Origin of the sequence: Curvibacter gracilis ATCC BAA-807, assembly GCF_000518645.1 — a bacterium.
Classification (GTDB): domain Bacteria; phylum Pseudomonadota; class Gammaproteobacteria; order Burkholderiales; family Burkholderiaceae_C; genus Curvibacter; species Curvibacter gracilis.
Window position 1 is genome coordinate 247,477 of record NZ_JADZ01000011.1, and the last position, 13,081, is coordinate 260,557.

14 protein-coding genes are annotated in these 13,081 nt (G+C 65.2%); 6 read left to right on the top strand and 8 right to left on the bottom strand.

Features of this window, described 5'->3' with window-relative positions; all coding sequences use genetic code 11:
• Positions 1–40 precede the first annotated feature (40 nt).
• The 3 genes from phbB to phaC all read right to left on the bottom strand — a co-directional run bounded on the left by phbB (position 41) and on the right by phaC (position 3,875).
• Complete coding sequence (gene phbB / locus L880_RS0109375; RefSeq protein ID WP_027475458.1) at positions 41–778, bottom strand: acetoacetyl-CoA reductase; 738 nt, start codon at positions 776–778, stop codon at positions 41–43.
• Positions 779–881: 103 nt separating this feature from the next.
• Positions 882–2,060, bottom strand: a complete 1,179-nt coding sequence (locus L880_RS0109380) for an acetyl-CoA C-acetyltransferase (protein ID WP_027475459.1) — start codon at positions 2,058–2,060, stop codon at positions 882–884.
• Between the two features lie 102 nt (positions 2,061–2,162).
• Positions 2,163–3,875 (bottom strand): class I poly(R)-hydroxyalkanoic acid synthase, encoded by a 1,713-nt coding sequence (gene phaC, locus L880_RS0109385; protein WP_027475460.1) that lies wholly within the window; start codon positions 3,873–3,875, stop codon positions 2,163–2,165.
• Positions 3,876–3,966: 91 nt separating this feature from the next.
• On the opposite strand from phaC, the gene L880_RS34900 reads away from it, so the two are divergent.
• The gene (locus tag L880_RS34900; protein ID WP_084461177.1) at positions 3,967–4,323 is read left to right on the top strand and encodes a hypothetical protein; all 357 of its coding nucleotides are present in this window, start codon (positions 3,967–3,969) and stop codon (positions 4,321–4,323) included.
• On the opposite strand, the gene pgeF is transcribed toward L880_RS34900, so the two are convergent.
• Both pgeF and maiA read right to left on the bottom strand, forming a co-directional pair.
• Positions 4,240–5,118, bottom strand: coding sequence for a peptidoglycan editing factor PgeF (pgeF, locus tag L880_RS0109390; RefSeq protein WP_043329024.1), 879 nt, complete (start codon positions 5,116–5,118; stop codon positions 4,240–4,242). The two genes, L880_RS34900 and pgeF, sit on opposite strands and share 84 nt — an antisense overlap.
• The gene (gene maiA / locus L880_RS0109395; RefSeq protein WP_027475462.1) at positions 5,097–5,735 is read right to left on the bottom strand and encodes a maleylacetoacetate isomerase; all 639 of its coding nucleotides are present in this window, start codon (positions 5,733–5,735) and stop codon (positions 5,097–5,099) included. Before maiA ends, pgeF begins: the two co-directional genes overlap by 22 nt.
• A 67-nt stretch (positions 5,736–5,802) precedes the next feature.
• Between maiA and L880_RS0109400 the strand changes: the two genes are divergently transcribed.
• From L880_RS0109400 to L880_RS0109415, 4 genes are all read left to right on the top strand, one after another.
• The gene (locus L880_RS0109400; RefSeq protein ID WP_027475463.1) at positions 5,803–6,111 is read left to right on the top strand and encodes an antibiotic biosynthesis monooxygenase family protein; all 309 of its coding nucleotides are present in this window, start codon (positions 5,803–5,805) and stop codon (positions 6,109–6,111) included.
• A gap of 57 nt (positions 6,112–6,168) precedes the next feature.
• Positions 6,169–6,864 (top strand): fumarylacetoacetate hydrolase family protein, encoded by a 696-nt coding sequence (locus tag L880_RS0109405; RefSeq protein WP_027475464.1) that lies wholly within the window; start codon positions 6,169–6,171, stop codon positions 6,862–6,864.
• A gap of 139 nt (positions 6,865–7,003) precedes the next feature.
• Complete coding sequence (locus L880_RS0109410; RefSeq protein WP_027475465.1) at positions 7,004–7,510, top strand: hemerythrin domain-containing protein; 507 nt, start codon at positions 7,004–7,006, stop codon at positions 7,508–7,510.
• Between the two features lie 68 nt (positions 7,511–7,578).
• On the top strand, positions 7,579–8,127 hold the full coding sequence (locus L880_RS0109415; protein ID WP_019575364.1) for an NUDIX hydrolase: 549 nt from the start codon (positions 7,579–7,581) through the stop codon (positions 8,125–8,127).
• A 24-nt stretch (positions 8,128–8,151) separates the two neighbouring features.
• Here the strand turns inward: L880_RS0109415 and L880_RS34905 are convergent, their stop codons facing one another.
• Positions 8,152–8,691: a hypothetical protein gene (locus L880_RS34905; RefSeq protein WP_245615047.1), complete on the bottom strand. Its 540-nt coding sequence runs from the start codon at positions 8,689–8,691 to the stop codon at positions 8,152–8,154.
• A gap of 267 nt (positions 8,692–8,958) precedes the next feature.
• Here L880_RS34905 and L880_RS0109430 point away from each other — a divergent pair, with 267 nt between their 5' ends.
• Positions 8,959–11,010, top strand: coding sequence for a heavy metal translocating P-type ATPase (locus L880_RS0109430; protein WP_245615048.1), 2,052 nt, complete (start codon positions 8,959–8,961; stop codon positions 11,008–11,010).
• Between the two features lie 65 nt (positions 11,011–11,075).
• On the opposite strand, the gene L880_RS0109435 is transcribed toward L880_RS0109430, so the two are convergent.
• Both L880_RS0109435 and L880_RS0109440 read right to left on the bottom strand, forming a co-directional pair.
• Positions 11,076–11,600, bottom strand: coding sequence for a phosphoribosyltransferase (locus tag L880_RS0109435; RefSeq protein ID WP_019575368.1), 525 nt, complete (start codon positions 11,598–11,600; stop codon positions 11,076–11,078).
• A gap of 104 nt (positions 11,601–11,704) precedes the next feature.
• The gene (locus L880_RS0109440) at positions 11,705–13,078 is read right to left on the bottom strand and encodes an adenylosuccinate synthase (protein ID WP_027475469.1); all 1,374 of its coding nucleotides are present in this window, start codon (positions 13,076–13,078) and stop codon (positions 11,705–11,707) included.
• Positions 13,079–13,081: the final 3 nt, after the last annotated feature.

Genomic DNA, 13,081 nt, shown 5'->3' on the forward strand with positions numbered 1-13,081 from the left:
GGGGTCGACTGAAAGCGGGGCCGTCTTCAGCCCAGCTGCATCAGCCCATGTGCAGGCCACCGTTGACCGAGAAGTCAGCGCCGGTGGAGTAGCCACCCTCGTCCGACGCCAGCCAGGCGATGATGGAGGCGATTTCGCTGGGCTCGCCCAGGCGCTTGACGGGAATGGTGCCCACGATCTTGTCGAGCACGTCAGGGCGGATCGCCTTGACCATGTCGGTGCCGATGTAGCCCGGGCTCACCGTGTTCACGGTCACGCCCTTGGTGGCCAGTTCCTGGGCCAGGGCCATGGTGAAGCCGTGCATGCCGGCCTTGGCAGCCGAGTAGTTGGTCTGGCCAGCCTGGCCCTTTTCGCCGTTGACCGACGAGATGTTGACGATGCGGCCCCAGCCCTTTTCAACCATGTCGCCCACCACCTGCTTGGTGACGTTGAACATGCTGTTGAGGTTGGTCTCGATCACGGCGTCCCAGTCCTCGCGGGTCATCTTGAGGAACATGCGGTCGCGCGTGATGCCAGCGTTGTTCACCAGCACGTCGATCGAGCCATGCTCGGCCTTGGCCTTGCCGAAGGCTTCGACGGTGGAATCCCAATCGCCCACGTTGCCGACCGAGGCGTAGAAGGTGTAGCCCAGGGCCTTTTGTTCGGCCAGCCACTTGCTGAAGTCGCGGGTCGGGCCGCAGCCAGCGATGACCTTGAATCCTTCCTTGTGCAGGCGCTGGCAGATGGCGGTTCCGATGCCACCCATGCCACCGGTGACGTACGCTACTTTTTGACTCATGAATCGCTCCTGATTATGTTTTTGCTATGCAATTTATAGCTATTGCGCCTGTTCGGGAGCGCTGCTGCAGCGCGCTCTCCTGTTTGCCATTTTGAACGGCAAATCAACGCTCAATGGTTAGGGCAACTCCCATGCCACCACCGATGCACAGGGAGGCGATGCCCTTCTTGGCATCACGTCGTTGCATTTCATGCAGAAGTGTCACCAAAATGCGGCAGCCCGAAGCACCAATCGGGTGCCCCAGAGCGATCGCGCCGCCATTGACGTTCACCTTGCTGGTGTCCCAACCCATTTCTTGGTTCACGGCACAGGCCTGGGCCGCGAAGGCTTCGTTGATTTCGAGCAGGTCGAGTTCCGAAGCCGCCCAGCCGGCACGTTGCAAGGCCTTGGTGGAGGCCGGCACCGGGCCCATGCCCATGTAGGCCGGGTCCAGACCCGAGGTGGCAAAGCTGGCGATGCGGCCCAGCGGCTTCAAGCCCAGGCTGGCGGCACGCTTGGCGCTCATGACCATCACGGCGGCGGCACCGTCGTTGATGCCCGAGGCATTGCCGGCGGTCACGCTGCCGGCCTTGTCAAAGGCAGGGCGCAGGCCAGCCAGGGCGTCGGCGTTGGTCTTGCGGTTGATGAACTCGTCGGCATCGAACACCAGCGGATCGCCCTTCTTCTGGGGGATGGTGACGGGGACGATTTCGTCCTTGAAGCGGCCGGCTTCCTGGGCCGCTGCAGCCTTCTGCTGCGAGGCCAGGGCCAGGGCGTCCTGCTGCTCGCGGGTGACACCGTATTTCTTGGCCACGTTCTCGGCCGTGATGCCCATGTGGTATTGGTTGTAGACGTCCCACAGGCCGTCGACGATCATGGTGTCGACCATCTTCCAGTCGCCCATGCGCTGGCCGTCGCGCGAGCCCGGCAGCACGTGGGGCGACAGGCTCATGTTCTCCTGGCCGCCGGCGATCACGATGTCGCTGTCGCCCGAGGCCACGGCCTGGGCCGCCAGCATCACCGACTTGAGGCCCGAGCCGCACACCGCATTGATCGTGAGGCCCGGCGTGCCCTTGTCAAAGCCCGCCTTGATGACGGCCTGGCGCGCCGGGTTCTGGCCAGCGCCTGCAGCCAGCACCTGGCCCAGAATCACTTCGCCCACCTGATCGGCGGACAGGCCGCTGCGGGCCAGGACTTCGCGGATCACCAGTGCGCCCAGATCGGTGGCCGGGATCTTGGCCAGTGAGCCACCAAACTTGCCGATGGCCGTGCGGGCGGCCGAAACGATGACGATGTCTTCCATGTGTGCTCCAGTGTTTGTCGGTCAATAAATCAGTGCGTACAGCGCTCAGTATGTCTCGCCCGGGACAAGCAAAAATGAAACCTGACCTGGGTTTTTCCCGGATCAGGCTTTTTGCTTGACGTAGCGGCCCGGGGCCGGTTCGATGGCCTTGTACTTGGCGCCCTTGCCGTAGGTCTTCGGAGCGGGCACCAGCTTGCCCGCATGGCCCGCCAGCCATTCGGTCCAGTCGGTCCACCAGCTGCCTGCGTGCTCCTGGGCGCCAGCCAGCCATTCGGCATGGGTGGCGGGCAACTTGCCATCGCTGCGGATCCAGTGGCTGCGCTTCTTCTTGGCCGGGGGGTTGATCACGCCGGCGATGTGGCCCGAGGCCCCCATCACGAAGCGTTTCTTGCCCGGCAGGTGGCGGGTGGACGCATAGGCCCCCGTGATCGGCACGATGTGGTCTTCGCGCGAGCCGTACAGGTAGACCGGGATGTCGACCAGGCCCAGGTCGACGGGCACGCCGCAGACCACCGCCTTGCCCGGCTTAACCAGGTTGTTTTCGAAGTAGGTGTTGCGCAGGTACCAGGCGTAGAAAGGCCCGGGCAGGTTGGTGGAGTCGCTGTTCCAGTACAACAGGTCGAAGGCCGGCGGGGTTTCGCCCTTGAGGTAGTTGCCCACCACGTAGTTCCAGACCAGGTCGTTGGGCCGCAGGAAGCTGAAGGTGGAGGCCAGCTCCTGCCCCTTGAGCAAGCCGCCCTGCCCCATCTGCATTTCGCGGAACTTGACGAAGGCGTCGTCGATGAACAGGTCGAGGATGCCGGTGTCCGAGAAATCGAGGAAGGTGGTCAGGAAGGTGGCCGACTCGACCGGCTTCTCACCGCGCTGGGCCAGCACCGCCAGTGCCGTGCCCAGGATGGTGCCGCCCACGCAGAAGCCCAGCGCATTGAGGGTCTTGGCGTCGGTGATGTCCTGCACGGTGTGGATGGCCTGGATGGCGGCGTGCTCGATGTAGTCGTCCCAGGTCTTCTGGCCCATGCTCTCGTCGGGGTTGCGCCAGCTCACCACAAAGGTGCGGTGCCCTTCGGCCACCAGGTGGCGGATCAGCGAGTTCTCGGGCTGCAGATCGAGGATGTAGAACTTGTTGATGCAAGGCGGGATGAGCAGGAAGGGGCGCTCATGGACCTTGGCGGTCAGGGGCTTGTATTCGATCAGCTGGAACAGCTCGTTCTCGAACACCACGGCGCCCTCGGTGGTGGCCACGTTGCGGCCCACTTCGAACAGGCTTTCATCGGTCTGGCTCATGTGGCCCTGCTGCAGGTCGTGCATCAGGTTCTGCAGGCCTTTGGCGATGCTCTCGCCCTGGGTTTCCAACGCTTTTTTCTGGGCTTCGGCATTGAAGGCCAGGAAGTTGCTGGGCGCCGACGCCGCCGCCCATTGCTCGACGGCGAAACGGATCCGGGCGCGGGTCTTGTCGTCGGCCTGCACGGCCTCGGCCAGGCCGGCCAGGCTGCGGCTGTTGAGCAGGTAGACCGCCGCGGTGAAGCTGGCCAGCGGGTTGCTGCCCCAGGCTTCGCCGGCAAAGCGCCGGTCACGCGCCTCGGGGGTGCCCGCGAGGCTGGCGTTCCACAGGTCGGTGGCCTCTTTGACGTACTGCTGCTGCAGCGCCTGCAGCTTTTCGGTATCAAAGCTGATCTGGGGCACGGGCGCGGCACCGGCCGCGGGCAGCGAAGGAAGCCCCAGTTGCTGGAACGCCTGCAGGGCCTTGCCCCAGCCCTCGCTCAGCATGTGTTGAAATTGCTGGGCGCTTTGACCCCACTGTGCTTCAGGATTCATGTTGTCTCCTCATGAACTGTCCGTTGAAAATTGATTGGGGTTGATCCGGATTCTTGCAGACTCTGCAGCTTGATCACGTATTTATATCAACATGTACCTCGTTCTTATCGCCTGGATGTATGTCGCCGTGATGATGGCTGTGGCAGAAGCCACCAGCACCACGGGAACATTGCTCGGCGCATTGGTCACCTTTGTACTCTATGGCTTGCTGCCGATGTCGATCGTGCTGTATCTGATGGGGGCACCAGCAAGACGAAAGGCGGCGAAGAAAAGAGAGGCGGCAGATGCAGCACTGGCCATGGGCGCGTCAACACCCGTTGGGCCGATCGATCCGACGAACGTGGCCACCAGCACAGAGCCCCTGTCAGGCCAGCCAGATGCAGGCCGCCATGCGACCGGTGCCGCCGAGCCGGTGGCTGTCGCGCCGGTGCGAGAAGAAGCTCGCTGATTGGGTGTGGGTGCACCAGGCGGTTGTGCCATCGTTGCCATACACGGCACTGACACCGGCGGCCCGCAAGCGCAGGCGGGCCAGGCCCGCCAGATCGGCCAGCCAGTGGCCGGGCCGCTGCGCCACAGGCTGGAACAAGGCCAGGGCCTCGGGCTGAGCACGGGCGAAGGCCTGGCGCACCTCCTCGCCCACCTCGAAGGCCGAGGGGCCGATGCAGGGCCCCAGCCAGACCAGAAGGTCTGAGGCCGCCAGCACAGGGGCCTGGGGCCGTGCCCGGACAAAGGCCTGCACGGCCGATTCCAGGATGCCGCGCCCCTGCTCGCCGGCCAAACCGCGCCAGCCGGCATGAAAGGCGCCCACACGCTGGCCGGCACGGTCGGTGATCAGCACGGGCAGGCAGTCGGCCACCATCATGACCAGGGCCTGGCCGTGGTGGCCGGTGATGGAGCCGTCCGCCGCCTTCCCCGACAGCACTTCACCAGGGGCCTGGCGGTCCAGGTCGAGCACATCACAGCCGTGCACCTGGTTCAGAAACAGCAACTCGCCGCCGCCTCGTTCATGCACCGCAGCCTGCAGCAGCGCCCGGTTCTGCGCCACATGCTCAGGCCGGTCACCCACGTGGGCGCCCAGGTTGAGGGCATCCCAAGGGGCCGCGCTGACACCCCCGTGGCGGGTGGTGAACAGCGCGCGCACCGAGGCCGGGGCTGGCCATTCAGGCTCGAACCAAGGGGCTGCTGCGCTGGCCGGCGCTGAAACTGAAGGCTGCGCCACGTTCAGGCCTCGGCGTCCGGACACTGCGAGGGCTGGGCCCGCTGGAAGGCCTCCAGGGCCATGCAGGACTCGAACACGGCCAGGGTGCGGTCCAAGCCCTCGAAATTCACCTTGAAACGCTGTCCATTGAAGATCTGGGGCACCAGGCAGCAATCGGCCAGCCCGGGGGTGTCGCCATGGCAGAAGCGCCCGGTACCCGCCTGGGCGAGTTGGCGCTCGAAGGCTTCCAGGCCCTGGCGCACCCAATGGCGGTACCAGGTGTTCTTGGCCTCGTCGTCGACCTGGAGCTCTTGCGACAGGTACTTGAGCACGCGCAGGTTGTTGATCGGGTGGATCTCACAGGCAATCGTCTGCGCCAGGGCGCGCACGCGGGCCCGGCCCAGGGGATCGGCGGGCAGCAGGGGCGGCTCGGGGTGGGTTTCGTCGAGGTACTCGATGATGGCCATCGACTGGGTCAGGTGGGCGCCGTCCACCTCCAGCATGGGCACCAGGGCGTCGCCCACCAGGCTGGCATAGGCGGGAGCACGGTGCTCGCCCTTGACCAGGTGCACCGGCTGGTAGTCATAAGGCAGGCCCTTGAGCTGCAAGGCGATGCGCACGCGGAACGAGGCGGAAGATCGGAAATAGTTGAAGAGCTTCATGAGCGCAAGGATAAGGGCTGACGGTAGACTCCAGGGCATCATTGAACGAGCCACCAAAGAGACGCCCATGATTCTTGAACTTGCCGACATCCGCATCCAACCCGGCCAGCAGGCCGCCTTCGAAGAGGCCATCGAGCGTGGCCTGCGCACCGTGATCAGCCAGGCCAAGGGCTTTCAGGGCTTCACCGTGAACCATGGCATCGAATCGCCCGAACGCTATGTGCTGCAGATTTTCTGGGCCACCCTGGAAGACCACACCGAAGGCTTCCGCGGCTCGCCGCTGTTTGCGCAATGGCGCGCCATTGTGGGCCCCTTCTTTGCGGCACCTCCGGTGGTGGAGCACTTTGAACTGGTGACGCATTCCGACGGGAACTGAAGCGCCCCCCGCCCCTCCCGTTCACTTCCCTGCTGCAAGACGACCTGAAAGGCTGACATGAGCTATGTGATCCCTGCCGCTCCCCCGGTGAGCGTCCCGGTGCTGGGTACCAGCGACCGTTTTCCGGTGCGCCGCATCTACTGCGTGGGCCGCAACTACGAAGAACATGCCAAGGAAATGGGCTTCACCGGCCGCGAGCCGCCCTTCTTCTTCCTGAAGCCGGCCGATGCGCTGGTGGTGGTGAACGCCGGCGAGACCGGCACCATGCCCTACCCCAGCCTGACGCACAACCTGCACCACGAGATCGAACTGGTGGTGGCCATCGGCACCGGGGGCCGCAACATCACGGCCGCCGATGCACACAAGCACATCTACGGCTATGCGGTGGGCCTGGACATGACGCGCCGTGACCTGCAAAACGAAATGAAGAAGCAAGGCCGCCCCTGGTGCATCGGCAAGGGCTTTGACCACAGCGCGCCCATCGGCCCCATCACCCCTGCGGCCCAGGCCGGCGACTTGAGCCAGGCCGCGATCTGGCTCAAGGTGAACGGCCAGGAGCGCCAGTCCAGCACGATCTCGAAGCTGATCTGGAACATCGCCGAAACCATCGAGCACCTGTCTGTTGCCTGGGAGCTGAGCCCGGGCGACCTGATCTACACCGGTACCCCCGAGGGCGTGTCGGCCGTGGTCAAGGGTGACTTGCTCGAAGGCGGCGTGACCGGCCTGGGCCACTTGAACCTGCGGATCGCCTGATCGGCCGCCCACCGCCCCGGCAAGCTGATCTCAAAGCCCCGCAAGGGGCTTTTTCATTTCCGCACAAGCCTTGACATGGCTTAAGAAAGCCTGGTGCATGCGTCCTACGATGGAGCCATCCCATTCACAGGAGCACGCCATGAGCACGGTCACCGAATCCGCCGACTTTGAAGCCCTGGATGCCTGCCACCAGCAGATCGCCAGCCACCTCCAGGCCCTCAAGGCCCTGGTCAAGCACGTTGCCGAAACCGGGGTGGACCCGTGGGCCCAGCAGCAGGCCGCGGCCATCGAAGCCTTCTTCTCCGGCACCTCGCGCGATCACCATGCCGAGGAAGAGCGCAGCGTTTTTCCGCCGCTGCTGGCCTCGGCCGATGCCTCGCTGGCCCAGACCATCCGCACCCTGCAGCAAGACCATGGCTGGATCGAAGAAAACTGGATCGAGCTCGCCCCGCAACTGCGCGCCATGGCCGACGGCCATGGCTGGACGGACCCGGCCGAGTTCCAGCACTACGCCGAGGTGTTCCTGAGCCTGTGCGAAGGCCACATCGCCCTGGAAGAATCGCTGATCTACCCCGAATCCAAGGCCCGTTGGGCGGCGGTGGTGGCGCGCCGGCTGACCGAGCTGCCCGCCCTGGTCCGGGCCTGACACCTGCGGGGCCACGGGCGATGGCCCCCTGAACCGGTCGGCGCCACACTTGCCCGTACACTCGCGGCATGACGTATCGCAGCCCCATCAAGCACTGCCGCAACTGCGGTTCGGTCGTGGCCTATCGGATTCCGGACGACGGAGACACCAAACCACGGGCCGTCTGCACGGTCTGCCACACGATCCATTACGAGAACCCGCTCAACGTGGTGGGCACCGTGCCCTACCTGGGCACCAAGGTGCTGCTGTGCAAGCGCAACATCGAGCCCCGCTGGGGCAAGTGGACGCTGCCTGCGGGCTTCATGGAGCTCGAAGAATCCACCGCCCAGGGCGCAGCCCGCGAAACCCAGGAAGAAGCCGGTGCCTTGTTCGAACTCGAGGGCCTGTTCAGCATCCTGAACGTGATCCGGGTGGGTCAGGTGCATCTTTTCTACCGGGCCCGTCTGCTCAGCGAGACCTTCCACCCCGGCCACGAAACCATCGAGGCCCGGTTGTTCGAGGAGCACGAAATCCCCTGGGACGAGATTGCCTTCAGAACGGTCAAGGAAACCCTGGAGTGCTATTTCGCTGATCGCCGCCGCGGCCATTACGACATCCACCAGATCGACATCGCCTGAGGCCTGAGGGCGATCAGGTCGCACTCAGCGCCGGTCGCCGTGACGGTCGCCACGGCCTTCGCCCCGATCACCGCCATGTCCGTGGCCGTCGCGGTCCCAGCCGCGGTGCTCGCCTCGGTCGTGATCGCGCTCCTCATGGCGCTCAAAGCCGCGCCCCGGTCCATGCGGACCATCACCGCGGCGCTCCCACCAGCGGTCGCGATCGTCCACCCGCACGAAGTACACCGGCCGACCACAGGCCTGGTAGCGGCGGCAATAGCGGCCCCAGTTCCGGTACTCGACGGTAGAAACATACAGATACATTGGTGCCGCCCCAAAAACGGGCTGCCCAACGACAACCGGTGCCGCATTGATGATGGGGGGCACAGGGTTGCTGCCCACCGAGATCTGACCATACACCCCAGGGGCCATGGGGCCCCCGACCGTGAGGTTCACATAGGCCTGAGCATGGGCGGCCCCTGCGCTCAGCGCCCCCAGGGCCAGCGCGAGCAAACCCGATTTCAGCCCCTTCAGTTGGCGAATCGGATTGATCGAGCAGACCAATGGCATTGACTTGTTAAGCACGGCGTTGACTCCTAGTGTTGATGTGACCTTAACGCGCCAGCATGGGCTTCGGTCTTGTCTTTTTGTAAACATCGGCTTGTATGTGTTTCATATCCGCTCCAAATGCAGGCTGACTACACCGCTCGCGCAGCTGCTCATGCAGCCCAAAGGCCGGCTCGCCTTGCCATGAAAGAGCGCAGGGGCAAGGGGCATGGACGACAATCGTTTCAGGCCAGGGCCGTGGCCCTCGCACCCCACCCACTCCCCCCTGTTCGGAAGGAAGACTCGATGGCGCCCCCGCATGACCATGACCATGACCATGACCACGGACACGGACACGGACACGGACACGGACACGGACACGGACACGGTCATCAGCATGCGCATGGCAGCCCGCTGGGCGAGCATGCCGAACTGGTCTTTGCCTTGTGCGCCGGGTTGTCTGTGCTGGGCGGATGGCTGCTGGAGACCTGGCACCCCTCACCGGGCTGGATGGCACTGGCCTGCTATGCGCTGGCCTACCTGGCAGGCGGCTGGTTCACCGTGGGCGAAGCGCTGGCCAACCTGCGTGCGCGTCGGTTCGAAATCGACACCCTGATGCTGGTGGCGGCCGCTGGTGCAGCCGCCCTGGGGCAATGGGCCGAGGGGGGCCTGCTGCTGTTCCTGTTCAGCCTGGGCCACTCTCTGGAGCACTTTGCCATGGGGCGGGCCCGGCGGGCCATCGAGGCCCTGGCCCAGTTTGCCCCCGAACGCGCCACCCTGCGCGAAGGCGAGCACACCCGGGAGGTGGCCGTGAGCACGCTGCGTGCCGGTGACCAGATCCTGGTCAAACCCAACGAACGCTTTCCGGCCGATGGCTTTGTGCTGGCCGGCCAGAGCAGCGTGAACCAGGCCCCGATCACCGGGGAGAGCCTGCCCGTCGAGAAGGTGCCTGTCAGCACACCCCAGACGGCGCTGCGCGATTTCGCCCGGTTGCCGGCCAGGCATCGGGTGTTTGCCGGCAGCCTCAATGGGCGGGGTGCGCTGGAGGTGGTGGTGGCGCGTGTGGCCAGCGAATCCACCATGGCCCGCATGGTGCGCCTGGTCACCGAGGCGCAGACCCAGCGCTCGCCCACGCAGACCTTCACCGAACGCTTCGAGCGTGTGTTCGTGCCCCTGGTGTTGGGTTTCGTGTTGCTGCTGCTGTTCGCCTGGGTGGTGGTGGATGAACCCTTCTCGGCCAGCTTCTACCGCGCCATGGCGGTGCTGGTGGCGGCCAGCCCCTGCGCCTTGGCCATCTCGGTGCCCAGCGCCGTGCTCAGCGGCGTGGCGCGTGCCGGGCATGGCGGGGTGTTGATCAAGGGTGGCGCCCCGCTGGAGAGCCTGGGGCGCCTCGATGCCATGGCCTTCGACAAAACCGGCACCCTGACCGAAGGCAAGCCCCGGCTCACCGATGTTCAGCCCGCGGCCGGGGTCTCCACAGAAGAGCTGCTGACGGTGGCCCTGGCAGTCGAACGCCACAGCGACCACCCGTTGGCCGCCGCCGTGGTGGAAGGGGCCCAGGAGCGCCTGGGGCCTTTGGCCAGCGTGCCCGAGGTGCTGGGCCTGCAAAGCCTTACCGGCCTGGGTGTGACGGCCCGGGTGGGTCAGCAGACCGCCTGCATCGGCAAACCGGCCCTGTTCAGCCGCTTGGGCCTGGCCGACCCCGACGCGACGCTGCAGCGGGCTCGCGAGGCGCTGGAGCAGGCGGGGCGAAGCACCATGCTGGTCCGCCTGGGGCAACGCGATCTGGGCGTGCTGGGGCTGATGGACACCCCCCGCCCCGGTGCCGCCGCGGTGATGCAGGCGCTGCGGGCGCTGGGCATCCAACGCCTGATCATGATCTCGGGTGACAACCAGCAGGTGGCCGAGGCCGTGGCCCAGGCCATCGGCCTCACCGAAGCCCGCGGCGAGTTGATGCCCGAGGACAAGGTGCAGGCCATCCAGGCACTGCGGGCCGATGGCGGCCAGGTGGCCATGGTGGGCGATGGCGTGAACGACGCCCCCGCCATGGCCCATGCCACGGTCGGCATCGCCATGGGGGCGGCGGGGTCGGATGTGGCGCTGGAGACCGCCGACGTGGCCCTGCTGGGTGATGACCTGGCCCAGTTGCCGTTTGCGGTCGGGCTGTCACGCCAGACCAGCCGGATCATCCGGCAGAACCTGTGGGTGAGCCTGGGGGTGGTGGCCCTGCTGCTGCCCGCCACCCTGCTGGGCCTGAACATGGGCACCGCCGTGCTGTTCCATGAAGGCTCGACCCTGCTGGTGGTGGTGAACGCGCTGCGCCTGCTGCGCTATCCGCTGCGGCGCCCTGCGGCCTGAAGCCCAAAAAAATCGGCCACCGACTGTGAAGTGCGGTGGCCGACAGCTTGGGTCGAGTCAAAGATTCAGATCTTCCACTTCTCCAGCAGCTTTTCGGGGCGCAGGCTGTCGTAGCTCTCGAAGGGCTGGTGGATCCAGGGGTTGGTGGGCAGGTATTCCACCGAGTAGTCGGGCGTGAAGATGGACAGCTGCTTGGTCCAGATCACGGCGCTGCGCAGCTCGGTGATGGGCGCGTAGTTGTTCTTCAGCATCTGGATCACGGCGTTCAGGGTGTGACCCGAATCGGCCAGGTCATCGACCAGCAGCACACGGCCGGCGATCTCACCCTTGGGGGTGGTGATGAAGCGTGCGATGTCGAGGTGGCCTTGCACCGTGCCGGCTTCGGCGCGGTACGAGCTGGTGGACATGATGGCCAGCGGCTTGTCGAAGATGCGGCTCAGGATGTCGCCCGGGCGCATGCCCCCGCGCGCCAGGCACAGGATGGTGTCGAACTGCCAACCCGATTGGTGGATCTTGATGGCCAGCTTCTCGATGAGGCTGTGGTACTCGTCGTAGCTCACGTACAGGTGTTTACCGTCTTCGGTCAGCATCTGATTTGCTCCTGGATAGATAGCTAAAAAGCCCGCCGCACGCTTGCGACGGGCTCATTATTCATGAATTTGTAAAGAAAGGTAGCCTGTCTCAGCGCAGGTCGTCAGGCCAGGTAGGGGTGACGCATCATGATGGTGTGGTCACGGTCCGGGCTGGTCGAGATGACATGGATCGGCACGCCGGTGACATGCTCGATGCGCTGCAGGTACAGGCGGGCATTGACGGGCAGCTTGTCGTAGTCGGTCACGCCCACGGTGCTGTCGGTCCAGCCTTCCATGGTTTCGTAGATCGGCTTGCAACGGGCGATGTCGTCAGCGCCCATGGGCAGGATGTCGGTCACTTCGCCGTCGAGTTCATAGCCGGTGCACAGCTTGAGCTCGGTCAGGCCATCGAGCACGTCGAGCTTGGTGATGCACAGCCCGGTCAGGCCATTGACCTGCGCGCTGCGTTTGAGCAAGGCGGCATCGAACCAGCCACAGCGGCGGCTGCGGCCCGTGGTCACGCCCTTTTCGGCACCGATGGTGCTCATATGCCAGCCCGGGGTGCCTTCTTTTTCCCACTCGAGTTCGGTCGGGAAGGGGCCGCCACCCACGCGGGTGCAATAGGCCTTGGTGATGCCCAGGATGTAATGCAGCATGCCCGGGCCCACACCGGCGCCTGCGGCGGCATTGCCGGCCACGCAGTTGCTGGAGGTCACATAGGGGTAGGTGCCGTGATCGACGTCGAGCAAGGTGCCCTGGGCGCCTTCGAACAGCAGGTTGGCGCCGTTCTGGTGGGCGTCGTTGAGCTCGCGGGAGACATCGGCCATCATGGGCTTGAGCAACTCGGCGTGGCGCATGGCCTCTTGATAGACCGGCTCGAACTGAACTTCGCCATCAACGATGTAGGGCTTGAGCGCATCGCCGAACACGAACTTGCGCGAGCCCAGGAAGGTGGTCAGCACATGGTTGTGCAGGGCCAGCAGCTCGCGCAGCTTGGCGGCGAAACGCTCGGGGTACTTCAGGTCTTGCACGCGCAGGGCACGGCGGGCGATCTTGTCTTCGTAAGCCGGGCCGATGCCGCGGCCGGTGGTGCCGATCTTCTCGGTACCGCCTTCTTCGCGGGCCGCTTCACGGGCCACATCGAGCGCAGCATGGAAGGGCAGGATCAGCGGGCAGGCCTCGCTGATGCGCAGGCGCGAGCGCACTTCGACACCGGCCTTTTCCAGGCCTTCGATTTCCTCGAACAGCTTGGCCGCCGACAGCACCACACCGTTGCCGATGTAGCACTTGACGCCGGCGCGCATGATGCCGCTGGGGATCAGGTGCAGCGCCGTCTTGACGCCATTGATCACGAGGGTGTGGCCGGCATTGTGGCCACCCTGGAAGCGCACCACACCCTGGGCGCTTTCGGTGAGCCAGTCCACGAGCTTGCCCTTGCCTTCGTCGCCCCATTGGGTACCGACCACCACCACATTACGACCGCTTGTCTTGTTCATCAC